The 15,381-nt window shown below is 66.0% G+C and carries 15 protein-coding genes; 1 reads left to right on the forward strand and 14 read right to left on the reverse strand.

The features are described from left to right. Positions 1-28: 28 nt before the first annotated feature. From ACKAE7_RS01875 to ACKAE7_RS01940, 14 genes are all read right to left on the reverse strand, one after another. Positions 29-1,159 (reverse strand): adenosine deaminase, encoded by a 1,131-nt coding sequence (locus tag ACKAE7_RS01875; protein WP_188809183.1) that lies wholly within the window; start codon positions 1,157-1,159, stop codon positions 29-31. A 39-nt stretch (positions 1,160-1,198) separates the two neighbouring features. After that, a complete protein-coding gene (locus ACKAE7_RS01880) occupies positions 1,199-1,927 on the reverse strand; it encodes a DedA family protein (protein ID WP_104185400.1) in 729 nt (242 codons plus the stop codon). A 124-nt stretch (positions 1,928-2,051) separates the two neighbouring features. Further along, positions 2,052-2,681 carry a DedA family protein gene (locus ACKAE7_RS01885; RefSeq protein WP_408978370.1) on the reverse strand — a complete coding sequence of 210 codons (630 nt, stop codon included), beginning with the start codon at positions 2,679-2,681 and terminating at the stop codon, positions 2,052-2,054. Between the two features lie 6 nt (positions 2,682-2,687). Then, entirely contained in the window at positions 2,688-4,031 is a 1,344-nt protein-coding gene (locus tag ACKAE7_RS01890) for a thymidine phosphorylase (RefSeq protein ID WP_408978371.1), read from the reverse strand. Continuing rightward, complete coding sequence (locus ACKAE7_RS01895) at positions 4,028-4,471, reverse strand: cytidine deaminase (RefSeq protein WP_408978372.1); 444 nt, start codon at positions 4,469-4,471, stop codon at positions 4,028-4,030. Before ACKAE7_RS01895 ends, ACKAE7_RS01890 begins: the two co-directional genes overlap by 4 nt. Before the next feature lie 4 nt (positions 4,472-4,475). Continuing rightward, positions 4,476-5,801 carry an ABC transporter permease gene (locus ACKAE7_RS01900; RefSeq protein WP_191034295.1) on the reverse strand — a complete coding sequence of 442 codons (1,326 nt, stop codon included), beginning with the start codon at positions 5,799-5,801 and terminating at the stop codon, positions 4,476-4,478. Beyond that, positions 5,798-7,171 (reverse strand): ABC transporter permease, encoded by a 1,374-nt coding sequence (locus tag ACKAE7_RS01905; RefSeq protein ID WP_191034296.1) that lies wholly within the window; start codon positions 7,169-7,171, stop codon positions 5,798-5,800. The genes ACKAE7_RS01900 and ACKAE7_RS01905 overlap by 4 nt, the downstream gene beginning before the upstream one ends. Continuing rightward, complete coding sequence (locus ACKAE7_RS01910) at positions 7,164-8,750, reverse strand: ABC transporter ATP-binding protein (protein WP_408978373.1); 1,587 nt, start codon at positions 8,748-8,750, stop codon at positions 7,164-7,166. The genes ACKAE7_RS01905 and ACKAE7_RS01910 overlap by 8 nt, the downstream gene beginning before the upstream one ends. A 177-nt stretch (positions 8,751-8,927) precedes the next feature. Further along, positions 8,928-9,998 (reverse strand): BMP family protein, encoded by a 1,071-nt coding sequence (locus ACKAE7_RS01915; protein ID WP_188809432.1) that lies wholly within the window; start codon positions 9,996-9,998, stop codon positions 8,928-8,930. Positions 9,999-10,292: 294 nt separating this feature from the next. Continuing rightward, the gene (locus tag ACKAE7_RS01920) at positions 10,293-11,303 is read right to left on the reverse strand and encodes an NADP-dependent oxidoreductase (protein WP_408978374.1); all 1,011 of its coding nucleotides are present in this window, start codon (positions 11,301-11,303) and stop codon (positions 10,293-10,295) included. After that, positions 11,300-11,728 carry an Ohr family peroxiredoxin gene (locus ACKAE7_RS01925; protein WP_190610810.1) on the reverse strand — a complete coding sequence of 143 codons (429 nt, stop codon included), beginning with the start codon at positions 11,726-11,728 and terminating at the stop codon, positions 11,300-11,302. Before ACKAE7_RS01925 ends, ACKAE7_RS01920 begins: the two co-directional genes overlap by 4 nt. A gap of 49 nt (positions 11,729-11,777) precedes the next feature. Further along, a complete protein-coding gene (locus ACKAE7_RS01930) occupies positions 11,778-12,212 on the reverse strand; it encodes a MarR family winged helix-turn-helix transcriptional regulator (RefSeq protein WP_188809176.1) in 435 nt (144 codons plus the stop codon). Between the two features lie 100 nt (positions 12,213-12,312). Then, entirely contained in the window at positions 12,313-13,512 is a 1,200-nt protein-coding gene (locus ACKAE7_RS01935) for an amidohydrolase (RefSeq protein WP_104185409.1), read from the reverse strand. 56 nt (positions 13,513-13,568) lie between these two features. Beyond that, the gene (locus ACKAE7_RS01940; RefSeq protein ID WP_188809175.1) at positions 13,569-14,702 is read right to left on the reverse strand and encodes a mannose-1-phosphate guanylyltransferase; all 1,134 of its coding nucleotides are present in this window, start codon (positions 14,700-14,702) and stop codon (positions 13,569-13,571) included. Between the two features lie 297 nt (positions 14,703-14,999). Between ACKAE7_RS01940 and sdhC the strand changes: the two genes are divergently transcribed. Further along, positions 15,000-15,380 carry a succinate dehydrogenase, cytochrome b556 subunit gene (gene sdhC / locus ACKAE7_RS01945; protein ID WP_074446982.1) on the forward strand — a complete coding sequence of 127 codons (381 nt, stop codon included), beginning with the start codon at positions 15,000-15,002 and terminating at the stop codon, positions 15,378-15,380. Position 15,381: the final 1 nt, after the last annotated feature.

Raw genomic sequence — 15,381 nt, forward strand, 5'->3', positions numbered from 1 at the left:
TGCCGGGATGCTGCCCGCGTCCGACTGGCTAGCCAAGGTTGGCGTAGGCGTCGTTGATGTACTCCACCAGGGCTTCCTTTTCCTCAAGCGGCAGGAAGGATGCTTCGGCCGCGTTGAGGGTCAGCTCCAGCAGGTCGTCGAGGTCGTAGTCGAAGGTTTCCACCAGGAGGTCGAACTCGTCCGTCAGCGTAACGCCGCTCATCAGCCGGTTGTCGGTGTTGATGGTGACGTTGAAGCCGAGCTGGTACAGCATGTCCAGGGGGTGGCTCTCGATACCCTCGCCGAAGCCGGCAATAGCACCGGTCTGCAGGTTGGAGGACGGGCAGATTTCCAGGGCGATGCCGCGGTCCCGGATCCAGCTGGAGAGGTCCCCCAGCGTCACCAGGCCGACCGTGTCCTCGGCGTCGTCCTCGAACTCCACCATGATGTCCTCGGCGATCCGGACGCCGTGGCCCAGGCGGAGGGCGCGGCCGTCCACCAGCGCGGACTGGATGCTCTCCAGCCCTGCGGCCTCGCCGGCGTGGACGGTGGCGGGGAAGTTGTGCTGCGCAAGGTAGGTGAAGGCATCCCGGAAGCGGGAGGGAAGGAAGCCGTCCTCGGCTCCGGCGATATCGAAGCCCACGGCACCCTTGTTGCGGTGGCGGACGGCGAGTTCGGCGATCTCCTGGCCGCGGTCCGCGTGGCGCATGGCGGTGATGAGCTGGCCCACCTGGATTTCGCGCCCGCCCTCCCCCACGGCCTCGACGCCGGCTTCAAGGCCTTCCTGCACGGCCTCGACGGCTTCATCCAGTGAGAGGCCCTTCTGCAGATGCTGCTCGGGCGCCCACCGCACCTCGCCGTACACCACGCCGTCGTCAGCGAGGTCCTCAACGAACTCCTTGGCCACGCGGAACAGCCCCTCGTGGGTCTGCATCACGGCGACGGTGTGGTCAAAGGTTTCCAGGTAGCGGACCAGCGAACCCGAGTTTGCGGACTCGCGGAACCACTCGCCCAGCGCAACGGGATCGGTGGAAGGCAGCGTGTGCCCAACGGCTTCCGCCAGCTCGATGATGGTGGCCGGGCGCAGTCCTCCGTCCAGGTGATCGTGGAGGGAGACCTTGGGCAAGTTCTTCAGGTCGAAATCGATGGCAGGGGCAGCGTCAACAATGGGCTCAGTCACGTTCCCACCTTAGGGTGGGCAGGAGCCCAAAGCCAGCCGCTACTTGGCTGCCGGTTCGCCGTCCCCGGCCGCGGAAGCAAAGTGCGCCGCGCTGCCGTTCTGTGGGCCGCGGGCGCCGGCCGGGCCGCCGTCGAGCCACCCGTCAACCTCCTGGGCGTCGTTGCGGGCGAGGTGCTTGTGCCACAGCCGGAGCACATGGTCCAGGAGGACTCCCAGCACGATGGCGAAGACCACCGCGATGCCGGCGCTGAGGAGCGGATTGTGGTGCAGCCACGGAAATGAACTGGCCAGGAGCCCAATGCCGATGGAGTAGCCCACCCAGGTGATGCAGGCGAAAGCGTCGAGCAGGAAGAAGCGGCGGTGCGGGAATCCTGTGCTGCCCGCAACGTAGTTGACGGCCACCCGGCCCCAGGGAATGTAGCGGGCGGTGAAGATCAGCACGGCGCCGCGCTTGTCCAGCTCGTAGCGGGCCCAGCTGAAGGCCTTCTGGACTTTGGGGCGCCGCATCCATTTCCACCGCTTCAGGCCGATGCGCCTGCCGAGCATGAAGGCCATGTTGTCCCCGGCGATGGCTCCAACCAGGGCGGTGAAGCCCAGGATCCAGAGGTTCGGTTCACCGCTGTGCCGGGAAAAGGCCGCCAGTGCCACGATCAGGGTTTCGCTGGGGACCACCATGGCGAAGCCGTCAACGAAGAAGAACACCAGCAGGAGCGGGTAGATCCACCACTGACCCGCTGCATGGAGCACGGCCTCATTAATAAACTCCACGCGGGTCTTGCTCCTATGCAATTTGGCGTGGCCGTCGGTGGCCCAGCCAGGCGGAAATCGTGTCTAAGTGTCCCATGGCCAGGGCGCCTTCGCTACGCCCCCACCTGCTGGAACAACGCTTCACCTACGCTTCGGGTTCCTTCATCCGCTCCACCATTGGCGGCCGCCGCCGGACGCGGTTGATGACCAGGTCCACCACGATCCCCAGCGCCACCGCGCACACAATGGCGATGACCGCCCCCAGCAGGTGGTTGTCCTCGAACCATTGGCCGAAGAACAGCCCGATCCCCACCGAGTACCCTGCCCAGAGGGTTGCTGAAAGAAGTGTCAGGCCCACGAAGCGCAGGTGCGGATAGTGGGTTACGCCGGCGGTGAGGTTGACCGCCACCCTGCCGATCGGGACGAACCGCGCCACCAGGATCAGCGACGCCGGCCGTTTGCGCAGTTCCCTACCGGCCCACCGGAAGGCGCTCTGCATCCGTGGCCCGCGCATCCACGACCAGCGCCGGGTACCCACCCGGCGGCCAATCAGGTAGGCGATGTTGTCACCCGAGAAGGCACCAATCGCGGCCACCAGCATCAGCAGCCAGGGGTTGGGAACGTCGGCGGTGGCGGCGACTGCGGACAGGCCCACCACCACCGATTCGCTGGGAATGGGCGGAAAGAAGCCGTCAATGATGCAGCACGCAAGGACGACGAACAGCACCCAGGGCTGTCCGGCTGCGGCGAGGATGAAGTCATTGATGGCCTGCATGGATCCCTATGCTATTCGGTCGATGATCAACCGCTGTGCCGGCCTGGATCCCTCCGGTGCAATGACGACTGCATGTTCCAGCGCTTCCTTGGCCCGCGCAAACCGCTCCGGGGTGTCCGTGAGGAGGGTCATCAGCGGCTCCCCCGCCCGGACCAGGGCACCGGGCTTGGCATGCATCCGGACACCGGCGCCTGCCTGGACCGCGTCCTCCTTCCGGGCACGTCCGGCCCCGAGGCGCCAGGCTGCGACACCGACGGCGAGGGCGTCCAGTTCCACGAGCACCCCGTCCGCCGGGGCGTACACCACCTCGGACTCGCGGGCAACGGGCAGCTTGGCCCGGGGGTCGCCGCCCTGGGCTTCGATCATGCGGTTCCAGACGTCCATGGCACGGCCGTCCTTGAGCGCGGCGGCGGGATCGGCGTCGGTAACTCCCGCACAGGCGAGCATCTCCTCGGCGAGCCGCACGGTCAGCTCCACGACGTCGTCGGGACCGCCGCCGGCCAGCACCTCCACGGATTCCTCAACCTCGATGGCGTTGCCCGCCGTCAGTCCCAGCGGGGTGTCCATGTTGGTGAGCAACGCCACGGTGTTGACGCCCGCGTCCTTGCCCAGCGCCACCATGGTCTCGGCAAGCTCGCGTGCCCTGGCTTCATCCTTCATGAACGCGCCGCTGCCCACCTTGACGTCCAGGACCAGCGAACCGGTCCCTTCAGCGATTTTCTTGCTCATGATGGACGAGGCGATCAGGGGGATGGCCTCCACGGTGCCGGTGACATCCCGCAGCGCGTAAAGCTTCTTGTCAGCGGGCGCCAGGCCTGCACCGGCGGCGCAGATCACGGCGCCCACGTCCTGGAGCTGCGCCAGGATCTCTTCATTGCTGAGGGAAGCACGCCACCCCGGGATGGACTCGAGCTTGTCCAGCGTGCCGCCGGTGTGGCCAAGCCCCCGGCCCGAGAGCTGCGGAACAGCCACCCCGAAGACCGCCACAAGGGGCGCGAGCGGCAGGGTGATCTTGTCCCCCACACCGCCCGTTGAATGCTTGTCCGACGTGTACTTCAGGCCGCCGTCGGGCCTGCGCAGGCTGGAGAAGTCCATCCGCTCGCCGGAGGCGATCATCGCCGCCGTCCAGCGGGCAATCTCCGTGCGGTTCATGCCGTTGAGCAGGATGGCCATGTTCAGGGCCGCCATCTGCTCGTCGGCAATCGCACCGCGGGTGTAGGCGTCAATGGTCCAGTCGATCTGTTCCGGGCTCAGTGCACCTTTGTCCCGCTTTACGCGGATGATGTCGACGGCGTCGAACGGTTCGGCAATGTTGTCCACTGCGTGGGTCTGTGCCGCCTTGTCAGTCACGGTGTTTCCTCCAGGTGTTGGGGACCAAAGGCGTCGGGCAACACCTGGTCCATCGTCTTGATGCCTTGGGTGGTCATGAGCTCCATGTCCGGAGCGCGGAACTCGTACAGCAGCTGCCGGCAGCGCCCGCAGGGCATCAGGATGTTGCCCTCCCCGTCCACGCAATAGAACGCGCGGAGCAGTCCGCCGCCGGTCATGTGCAGGTTGCCCACCAGCGCGCATTCGGCGCAGAGGGTGAGGCCGTAGCTGGCGTTCTCCACGTTGCAGCCGCTGACCAGCCGGCCGTCGCCGGTGAGGGCCGCGGCCCCCACCGGGAACTTCGAGTAGGGAACGTAGGCGTGCTGCATCGCCGCGACGGCGGCTGCCTCCAATGCTTCCCAGTCAACCGGCTGCACCTCGTCAGTGCCTGTAGCGCCGCGCACTTCTGCAGGTCCGTCCACGCCGTCAGCCCTTGACATACGGAATGCCGCTGGCCGCGGGTCCCCTGGATTTGCCCACCAGCCCCGCCACCGCCAGGACCGTCACCAGGTACGGGAGCATGGCCATGAACTGGCTGGGAACCGGCGTGCCGATAATGGTGACGATGCTCTGCAGGTTGTCAGCGAATCCGAACAGCAGCGCCGCGAAGAAGGCTCCGATCGGGTTCCACCGGCCAAAGATCAGGGCCGCCAGGGCAATAAAGCCGCGGCCGCCGGAAATCTCCTTGGTGAAGCTGTCGATGGCCACCAGTGTGAAGAAGGACCCGCCGATGCCGGCCACTGCCCCGCCCAGGGTGACGTTCCAGAACCGGGTGGCGTTGACGTTGATGCCCAGGGTGTCCGCGGCCTGCGGATGCTCGCCGACAGCCCGGACGCGCAGTCCCCACCGGGTCTTGAAGAGGCCCACCCAGACCACCAGGACGGCAATGTACATCAGGTAGCCCACCAGGGACTGGCGGAACAGGATGGGACCGATGACCGGGATGCTGGACAAGACGGGAACCTCGATGATGTCCAGCCCCGGCGGGGAGTTGAACTGCGCCTTGTTGGCCTGCATCACGGTGCTGAACAGGAAGCCTGTCACGCCGGAGACCAGCACGTTCAGGACCACGCCGACGATGATCTGGTTGACCAGGTACTTGATGCTGAACAGTGCCAGCACCATGGAAACCACGGCACCTGCCACGGCGGCGGCGAGCAGCCCGACGAAGGGGTTCTGCGTGATGCTGGCCACGATCGCGGCGGTGAACGCTCCGCCCAGCAGCTGGCCCTCGATGGCGATGTTCACCACGCCCACCCGTTCGCAGAGGACGCCGGACAGTGATCCGAACACCAGCGGAACGGCCAGGGTGACCGAACCGGCGATGAGCCCGGCCAGGGAGATGCTGGGGGTCCGGGCGCCGCCCACCACCCAGATGAGGAACGCGGCCACAAACAGGACGATAAACGCCACGGTGAGCCAGCCCGGGACGGGATTGTCCTTGGTCTTGAGGTAGATGGCGTAGGCCGCCAGTCCCAGCAGGAGGATGGACAGCACCAGGCCGCCGGCGAAGGCGTTCACCTGGATGGCCGGCAGCTGGAAGAAGTCGCTGCCCGTGGAGATCCCGAAGCTTGCGGTCTGGTTGGGTGCGAGCAGCCCGAAGAACACGAGGGCGATCAGCGCGAAGGCAGCCAGGAAAACCGGCGTCTTCCAGCCCACCGGCTTGGCGGAGACAGTAGCGGCGGCAGCATCCTTGCCGGCGTTTCCGGGCTGCGGGTTGCCGGGCCTTGATGAGGATACTGTCGTGCTCATGCTGCACCTCCGGTGGTAGCTGCCTCGCGGGACTTGGCCGGGCGGGCGGGCTTCCGGCGGCGGGGGTTCAGGCCAAAGATGGCCCGGACCAGCGGCGGAGCCGCAATAAACAGGACAATCAGGGACTGGACCACCAGGACAATGTCGATAGGGGTTCCGGTCTGGATCTGCATCTGGACCGCTCCGGCGCGGAAGGCACCGAACAGCAGGCCCGCCGCGAAAGTGCCCCACGGCGACGAGCGCCCAAGCAGGGCAACCGTGATGGCGTCAAAGCCGTACGTAGCGGCCACACCGTCGGTGAGGACTTTCTCCGTACCCGCCACCTGTGCCACGCCGGACATGCCGGCGAGGCCGCCGGCAAGGGCCATGACCAGGATGGTGGAGCGGGACACGTTGATACCCGCAGTCTGCGCTGCCTTGGGGTTTGCCCCCACGGCACGGAACTCGAAGCCCACCGTGGAGCGGTTGAGGAGCCACCACACCAGGACGGTGGCCGCTATGGCCAGGAGGAAGCCAAGGTGGAGCCGGTACTGGCTGCCGAAGATCTGCGGATAGACGGCGGTGGGGTCCAGGATGGGCGAGATGGGGTTCGACTCCCCCGGCCGCTGGAAGGCGGGAGTGTTCAGGAGGTACCGCAGGAAATACAGCGCGATGTAGTTGAACATGATGGTCAGGATGACCTCGTGCGCGCCGGTGCGGGCTTTGAGGACGCCGACGAGTCCGCCCCAGAAGGCGCCGCCGATGATGCCGGCCACCAGGACCAGGAGCAGGTGCAGGCCCATCGGCAGGTCGAGCGCGAACCCCACCCAGGCGGCCAGGATGCCGGCCACGATGATCTGGCCCTGTGCACCGATGTTGAAAAGACCCGCGCGGAAGGCCAGGGCAACGCCCAGGCCGGCCGTGATGAGTGGCGTGGCGATGGTGAGGGTTTCCATGAAGGGCGCGAACTGGGCTGCCACCCCGTTGCCCCGCGGGTTGAAGACCGAGCCCTGGAACAGGGCAATGTAGGACCGTGTGGCCGCGTTCCAGACGGCCGCCAGGAAATCGGTGGGCCGGGCGAAGAAGTAGGTGGCCGTGGTGGCAACCTGCCTGTCCGTGCTGGCGATGAGCAGCCCGCCGATGATGAGGGCCAGCAGGACCGCAAGGACCGAGACCATGCCGCTGCCAGTGAAGATTTTCCGGAGCAGGGTGTCGGGACCGCCCGGGAGCTGGCCGCTCTGGGCCGTTGCAGGGACCGCCGACGGTTCCATGGCGCCGCCGGCGGTATCAACGGATACGAGCGCGGCGGTTTCCTCGGACGCGGGGGTGGGCTCCTGCGCCCGGCCGGCGGGCTCGCCTCCGGCGTGTTTGGGTGGGTGCTTTTCAGACATGGTCGCCTCCTTCGGCGTCGGAGGTGCTCATGGTGGCGGTGTCCGCGGCCTTTCCGGCCTGGGTGGTGTGGACATGTTCCTCCGGCGGGATGCCGGCCATCATGAGGCCCAGGACGTCGCGGCTGGTTCCGGCCGGGACCACACCCACGAGTTTGCCCTTGTAGAGCACGGCGATCCGGTCAGCCAGTTCCATAACCTCGTCCAGTTCGGTGGAGATAATCATCACCGGCGTGCCCTGGTCCCTTTCTGCCACAATCCGTTTGTGCAGGAACTCGATGGATCCCACATCCACGCCGCGGGTGGGCTGGGAGGCAATGAACAGGCGCAGCGGGCGGGACAGCTCGCGGGCCATCACCACCTTCTGCTGGTTGCCGCCGGACAATGTTCCGGCGGCCAGTGCACCCGACGGGGTCCGGACGTCGAACTCGTCGATCCGGCTCTTGGCGTTCTCCAGCACCCTGGCAGGGCTCATGCTGATGCCCTTGGCGAAGGGAGGTTGGTCGTAACGGTCCAGGATCAGGTTCTCCGCGATGGAGAAGGTGCCGATCAGGCCGTCCACGGAGCGGTCTTCGGGGACGAATCCGACGCCGGCATTCAGCACCTCTTTGACGGTGCGGCCCAGGAGCTCCTGCCCGTCCAGCAGGATGGAACCGTGGACGCGTTCCTGGAGGCCGAGGATCGCCTCCGTCAGTTCCGTCTGGCCGTTGCCCTGCACGCCGGCTACCGCAAGGATTTCCCCGCGGGCAATGTCAAAGCTGAGTCCGTCCACGACGTGCTGGCCGTTGGGGGCGATGACGGTGAGGTCCCGGACCTCGAACGTCTTCTCCTTGGGCTGTGCCGGGGCCTTGTCCAGGGTGAGGCTGACGGCGCGGCCAACCATCATGGACGCCAGTTCGGTGGTGGAAGCAGCCGGGTCAGCCGTCCCCACCACCTTGCCGCGCCGGATCACGGTAATGGTGTCCGAAACTGCCTTGACTTCCCGCAGCTTGTGCGAGATGAAGACGATGGACGTCCCGCCGGACTTGAGCTGCCGCATGATGTCCAGCAGTTCGTCGGTTTCCTGGGGTGTCAGGACGGCCGTGGGTTCGTCGAGGATGAGGACTTTGGCGTTGCGGACCAGTGCCTTGATGATTTCCACCCGCTGCTGGACGCCCACGGGCAGGTCCTCCACCAGGGCGTCCGGCTCAACGTCGAAGCCGTACTGATCGGAAATTTCCTTGATCCGGCGGCGCGTCTCGTCCAGGTTGAGGAAGCCGGCGGCCTTGGTGGGCTCCGCGCCGAGCGCCACGTTCTCCGCGACGGTGAAGACGGGGACCAGCATGAAGTGCTGGTGGACCATGCCGATGCCCGCCTCCATGGCGTCACCGGGCCCTCGGAAGGAGACGGGCTTGCCGTCGACGAGGATCTCGCCCTCGGACGGTTCATAAAGGCCGTACAGCACGTTCATGAGGGTGGATTTGCCGGCCCCGTTTTCACCCAGGAGACAGTGGATCTGTCCGGGCTCAACCACCACGTCGATGTGGTCGTTGGCAAGCAGGGTGCCGAAGCGTTTAGTGATCCCTCTGAGTTCAAGTTTCAAAACTCTGACCAATCTCGATGCGTCCAGTGATCGACCGGACGGGATATGTGGCTGCAGCACCAGCCTAGTGGGTGCAGTCCTGGTATAGGCGGGCTACGGTCCGGTGCGGGGCAGCCAGCAAAAAGCGCCACCGCCCGGCCAGTCGGTAACCGGCCGGGGGTGGCGCTCAGGCAGGGATCAGGCCTTCGGGCTTGCCTCGGATTCGACCTTCAGTTTCCCGTCGATGATGTCCTTCTTGATCTGCTCAAGCTCGGACTTCAGTTCTGCGGGGACCTGGGAATCGAGGTCGTGGAACGGTGCCAGCTGGACGCCGTCGTTCTCCAGGGTGCCCACGTACGGGGTGTTGTCGAAGTTGCCTTCCTTGTCATCCTTCACCACGGCCTCCACGGCGTCGCCCATGGTCTTCATGACGGAGGACAGCATGATGTCCTTGTAGTCGGGGGCAGTGAGGTAGCCATCGGAGTCAACCCAGATCAGCTTGACGTCCTTGCCGGCAGCCTTGGCTTCCTTGAGCGCGGAACCGGCACCCTTGCCCACCGGACCTGCTACGGGCATTACGATGTCTGCGCCCTGGTCCAGGAAGTTCTGGGTGAGCTGCTTGCCGACGTCCTGCTTCTCGAAGTCGCCGGTGAAGCTGCCGTCCTGGGCTTCCTTGTTCCAGCCAAGGAGTTTGACGTCCTTGCCCTTCTGCTCGTTGTAGTACTTGACGCCGTCCGCGTAGCCGTCCATGAAGATCGTGACAGTGGGAAGCTTGATGCCGCCGAAAGTGGCAACCGTGCCGGTCTTGGTGGTGCCGGCTGCGAGGTACCCGGCGAGGAACGCGGCCTGGGCGGTGTCGTAGATGATCGGCTTGACGTTGGCGATCGGCGTCTCGTAACCGAAGTCGACAATCGCGAAGTGGCTGTCCGGGTTGGCCTCGGCCTGGGCCTTGGTGGCGTCGCCCAGCAGGAACCCCACCGTGACGGTGAGGTCGCAGCCGGCGCTGACCATGGCGCGCAGGTTCGGCTCGAAGTCGTTGTTAGTTTTGGATTCGACCTGGTTGACCTTGATGCCCAGGTCGGTCTCGGCCTTCTTCAGCCCTTCGTAGGAGGACTGGTTGAAGGACTGGTCATCGAACCCGCCGGAGTCGGAGACGATGCAGCCGGTGTAGTCGCTGGCTTCCGCCGTTGAGGTGCTTCCGGCTTCGGGTGCTGCGCCGCAGGCGGTCAACAGAAGCGCCGAAGCACCGAGGGTAGCCACGCCGGCCATTGAACCCCGCTTGAAACTTGCACGCAGTGAGTTCTTCAATTTTCCTCCAGGATGAAGAGAGAGGCGCTACGGCTCGAATTCAATGAGTGTCCGTTTCTGCACTGAAATTCTGTTTTCACTGAGGGCACGCAGCACTGCGCCGGAGCGCACTGATGGCACCAACTTTAGTGGCCTGCGCCACGTGCCCGTAGCACGGCGGCAGGGTATCCCGAAGATTGTTTACAAGTTGTTACCAACCAGTAGGGGGCGCCGCGTGAAAGCGGTGCCCCTCCTGGTTGTGCGGGCCGGTCAGGCTTAGAGCCGGACCAGCATTTTTCCGGTGTTGGCACCGTCGAGGAGGTCCATGAAGGCCTGCGGAGCGTTGTCCAGGCCCTCCACGATGGTCTCGTCGTAGCGGACAATGCCGTCGGCCAGCCAGCCCGCCATCTTCCCGGCGAACTCCGCGGCGTGCTGCCGCTGGCCGCCCACCAGGAACCCCTTAAGGGTGAGCTGCTTGCCGATGGCGAGCATCAGGTTGCGGGGCGCCGGGGTCGGCTCGGTGGAGTTGTACTGGGCGATGGCGCCGCACATGGCCACGCGTCCGCCCACGTTGAGGACGGCCAGGGCGGCTTCAAGGTGTTCCCCGCCCACGTTGTCGAAGTACACGTCGATTCCGCCTGGGCCCGCGGCCTTTTCCAGCTGCTCCCGCACGGGGCCGTCGTGATAGTCGAAGGCTGCGTCAAAGCCGAGCTCCAGCAGCCGGGCCACCTTGGCGGGCGAGCCTGCCGAGCCGATGACGCGCGAAGCGCCCATGGCCTTGGCAATCTGGCCCACCAGGGAGCCAACGGCTCCGGCCGCCCCGGAGACGAATACCGCATCTCCCGGCGCGAAGTCCGCAACTTTCAGCAGTCCTGCATAGGCCGTGAGCCCGGTCATGCCCAGGGCGCCCAGGAATGCGGACGCCGGCGCCAGCCCGGTGTCGGCGGTGGTGGCCGCAGCCCCCTCAACCACAGCGTGCTCCCGCCAGCCAAGGGCGTGCACGACGACGTCCCCTTCCTTGTGCTGCCCGGAGCGGGACGCCAGCACCTCGCCCACCGCGCCGCCGTCGAGCGCTTTATCCAGGGCGAACGGGGCGGAGTAGGACTTCACGTCATTCATGCGGCCGCGCATGTAGGGATCGACGGAGATGAACAGGTTCCGGACCAGGATCTGGCCGTCGCCAAGTTCCGGCAGCGAGGACTCGGCCAGCCGGAAATTCTCGGCAACGGGGCGGCCCACGGGCCGGGAAGCCAGCTGGATTTCGCGGGTTACGGATGGGAGGCTCATGCGGCGAACTCCAGGATCTTGATGTCTACGGAAATGTTGCCTCGGGTGGCGTTGGAGTACGGGCAGATCTGGTGGGCTTTGGCGACCAGCGCCTCCGCGGTGGCCAGGTCCAGGGCGGGCAGCGCAATCTCCAGCTCCGCGGCAAGCCCAAAGCCGGCGCCGTCCAGCTGGCCCAGGTGGACCTTCGCGGCTACGGCGGAGTCGGTCAGGTCGGCCCGTTCCTTGCGGCCTACCAGCCGGAGGGCCGAGTGGAAGCAGGCCGCATATCCGGCGGCGAAGAGCTGCTCAGGGTTGGTTCCCTGGCCGTTTCCGCCAAGTTCGACGGGACTGGACAGGGTGACGTCCAGCTTGCCGTCATTGGTCCGCGCGGTGCCGTCGCGTCCTTCGCCCGAGGCGAGGGCCTCGGCAGTGTAAAGAGTTTTCACGGGTTGTATCCGTCCTGTTGGTGGGATGAAAAGTTTCGGACCGGTGCCATCAGTGCGCGTCGTGCAGCGCGGCGGTCAGGCGCCCAAGCGTGTGGCGCAGCTGGTCAAGCTCCTCCGCGGTGAGCCCCGCCGCCTGCGCGAGCCGCTGCGGCAGGGCACCTGCCTTGCTGCTCAGCTCCCGCCCCGCGGGGGTGAGGTGGATGGCGACGCGGCGCTCGTCCTCGCCTGAACGGCGGCGCTCACACAGCCCCAGGGCCTCCAGCCGCTTCAGCAGCGGCGACAGGGTGCCGGAGTCCAGGCCGAGCTCTTCGCCGATCTCCTTGACGCCGCGGGGTTCGTTTTCCCACAGCACCAGCATCACGAGGTATTGGGGATAGGTCAGGCCCAGCTCCTCGAGGACCGGGCGGTACACCGCGGTGGCGGCCCGGGAGGCGGAGTAGAGCGCGAAGCAGACCTGGTGGTCCAGCCTGGGTGCATCGGTCATGGAGAAAACGATAGTACACAAGTAAGTTGTGCACAACTTAGATGGGGATGCGAACAGTTTGGCGTGGGGTGAAAGCCCGACGACGGCGGGCGGCGCGGGCCTACCGGTGGCGGATGGTGCGCAGCGCCGCTGCGGTCAGGACCCGGATCCCCAGGCCGAGGGCCTGCTCGTCCACGATGTAGTCGCCGCGGTGCAGGTCGTACTCCTCGCCGCCGGGCGTCTTGGTGCCCAGCCGCATCATGGCGCCGGGAAGTTCGGCGAGGAACCAGGCGAAGTCCTCCCCGCCCATGGACTGCGGCGTCAGGACCACGGCGCTTTCGCCGATTTCGGCGCGGGCGGCGGCCTCAATGATGGCGGTTTCGTGTTCAGAGTTGACTACCGGGGGAACTCCCCTGGTGTGCTCGAGCCGGACGTCAACGCCGTAGGGTGCCGCGACCTGGTGGACCACCTCGTCCAGCAGTTCGCCGGCCTCGTGCCAGGCATCGCGGTCCAGGCAGCGCATGGTTCCGGCCATGTAGCCGGTGCCGGGAATTGCGTTGGGTGCGGATCCTGCGGAGATCTGCCCCCAGACCACGGAGACTCCGCTGCGGACATCCACCCGGCGCGAGAGGACTGCTGGCACGTTGACCGCGATCTGCGCCAGTGCGAACACCAGCTCTTCGGTCAGGTGCGGACGGGAGGTGTGCCCGCCGCGCCCGGACAGTTCGATGCGGATGGTGTCGGACGCTGAGGTAATGGCGCCGATGCGGGTGCCGATCTTGCCCACCTCGATCCGTGGATCGCAGTGCAGTGCCAGGATCCGGGGAACGCCCTCCAGCACGCCCTGTTCGATGCAGGCGTGGGCGCCGCCGGGCATGGTTTCCTCGGCGGGCTGGAAGATGATGCGGACCGTGGCGCCCAGCGGCTCTTCCTGGTGCATCCGGTGCAGCACCAGGGCGATGCCCAGCATGGTGGTGGTATGGACATCATGGCCGCAGGCGTGGGTGACACCATGATTCTTCGAGGCGAAGGGCAGGCCTGTTTCCTCAATGATGGGCAGGGCGTCGATGTCACCGCGGAGAGCCGTGGCGATAGGCCCCTCCCCCACGTCCACCGTGAGGCCGGTTCCCTCAAGGCGGCGGGGCGCGAGTCCGGCAGCCTCGAGCCGCTCCGCCAGCTTGTCCGTGGTGCGGAACTCCTTGAAGGACAGTTCCGGATGCGCGTGCAGGTCCCGCCGGAAGTCGATCAGTTCCGGCAGGAGGGGCTCGAGCCAGGGAGCCACCAGGTCGGTGGGCTCGGCTTCAGTAGTGTAATTGCGCACTGTTTCACTCTAGCGAGGGTCAGCTGATTACCGGCCATCACGGTCGCAGGATTACATCAAAGGACGTCGGTGTCTCCGCTGGCCTTGAGGGCGTCCACTGCGGCCTTGACCCGCTGCGAGTTTGCCATGGTGGTCACCAGGAGCGCGTCCGGCGTGTCAACGATGACGACGTCCTGGATTCCGATCAGGGCAATGACGCGCTTGGTGTCGGTAACCACCACACCGCTGGAATTTTCCGTGAAAACGCGTGCGCCTTCGCCCAGCACCGTGACGTCATCCACTTCCTTGGCACTGTTGAGCCGGCCCACGGAGGCGAAGTCCCCGACGTCGTCCCAGCGGAAGGAACCGGGCACGACGGCGACGTCCCCGGCTTCGGCGGCAGGCTCGGCCACCGCGTAGTCGATGGCGATCTTGGGCAGGGTGGGCCACACCCGGGCGGTGACCTCGTCGCGGGCGGGGGTGTCCCAGGCCTGGGCGATCTCCTGCAGGCCCCGGAACAGTTCGGGCTGGTTGGCTTCCAGGTGCTTGAGCAGCAGCGCCACCGGCGCCACGAACATCCCGGCGTTCCAGACGTAGTTGCCGCTGTCCACGTACTGCTGGGCCACTTCCTCGTCCGGCTTTTCCACGAACTCCACCACGTCAAGGGCACTGGGTGCGCCATCGATGTGCAGTTCCTGGCCGGACCGGATGTAGCCGAACCCGGTGGAGGGGTGGGTGGGCTTGATGCCGATGGTCACGATCTTGCCGGCCGCGGCCGTGTGGATGGCCTCCCGGACGGCCTGCTGGAAGAGGTTGTCCGGGCTGATCACCTGGTCGGCCGCGAAAGAACCCATGATGGTGTCCGGGTCGCGTTCGTGCAGGATTGCAGCGGCAAGGCCGATCGCGGCCGCGGAGTCCTTAGGCTCGGATTCGAGGACGAGGTCCGAATCCTGGACTTCGGGAAGCTGCCGGCACACGGCGTCCCGGTGGGCCTTTCCGGTTACCACCAGCACCTTGCTTCCGGCCAGCGGCTGCAGCCGGTCATAGGTGGCGCGCAGGAGTGTACTGCCCGATCCGGTGAGGTCGTGAAGGAATTTGGGAGCTGCGGCGCGTGACAGGGGCCAGAGGCGGGTCCCCACACCGCCGGCCGGGATCACCGCAATGAAGCGGTCAAGGGGTGATGCCGGGCTTGTCACTTTGTCTGTACTCATCACCGCCTACTTTAGCGGAACCCCGGCGCGCCGCCTTCGGAGGCAGTTTCCGCCCCTGGGTCCGCACGAACACCGGCAGGACAGCAGCCCTGCACGCCGCACCCGCTGGCGGGCAGTGTGTCCTTTGTCTCATAAATTAGGAAGATCCGCGCCACTGCTGGTCACCAAGGAGCTCCTAAATTGAATAAGCTGTGAGCGGAGCCTAAATTTAGGCCTGAGCTACGAGTGCTCTCGCAGCAGGCGTTCCCCCCGCGTGGATCTCATGCCAGCGCCGCTGTGTTGCAGGGAGGTTTATCAGTGCCGACAAAACCAGCTGGCACCTTGTACCGCGGCCGTGAAGGCATGTGGTCTTGGGTAGGACACCGCATTACCGGTGTAGTGATCTTTTTCTTCTTGTTGGTCCACGTTTTGGACACCTCCTTGGTGCGGGTGTCTCCCGAGGCTTACACCGCCGTGATCGGTGCGTACAAGAACCCCCTTATGGCCCTGGGCGAGACCGGCCTTGTTGCCGCCATTGTTTTCCACGCGTTCAACGGCCTGCGCATCATCGCGGTTGACTTCTGGAAGAAGGGCGCCAAGTACCAGCGGCAGATGCTCTGGGCAGTCCTGGGCCTCTGGCTGGTCACCATGGTCGCCTTCTCCATCCGCCACCTGTCCCTCGCCCTGGGAGGTCACTAAT

This window comes from Pseudarthrobacter sp. NKDBFgelt (assembly GCF_046097905.1).
GTDB classification, from domain to species: Bacteria; Actinomycetota; Actinomycetes; order Actinomycetales; family Micrococcaceae; genus Arthrobacter; species Arthrobacter polychromogenes.

Bases quoted from the DNA above. Each gene is read 5' to 3' on its own strand.
- ACKAE7_RS01885 (WP_408978370.1), bottom strand. From the start codon at position 2,681: ATGCAGGCCATCAATGACTTCATCCTCGCCGCAGCCGGACAGCCCTGG.
- ACKAE7_RS01900 (WP_191034295.1), bottom strand. From the start codon at position 5,801: ATGAGCACGACAGTATCCTCATCAAGGCCCGGCAACCCGCAGCCCGGA.
- ACKAE7_RS01930 (WP_188809176.1), bottom strand. From the start codon at position 12,212: ATGACCGATGCACCCAGGCTGGACCACCAGGTCTGCTTCGCGCTCTAC.
- ACKAE7_RS01940 (WP_188809175.1), bottom strand. From the start codon at position 14,702: ATGAGTACAGACAAAGTGACAAGCCCGGCATCACCCCTTGACCGCTTC.
- ACKAE7_RS01920 (WP_408978374.1), bottom strand. From the start codon at position 11,303: ATGAGCCTCCCATCCGTAACCCGCGAAATCCAGCTGGCTTCCCGGCCC.
- ACKAE7_RS01905 (WP_191034296.1), bottom strand. From the start codon at position 7,171: ATGTCTGAAAAGCACCCACCCAAACACGCCGGAGGCGAGCCCGCCGGC.
- ACKAE7_RS01915 (WP_188809432.1), bottom strand. From the start codon at position 9,998: ATGGCCGGCGTGGCTACCCTCGGTGCTTCGGCGCTTCTGTTGACCGCC.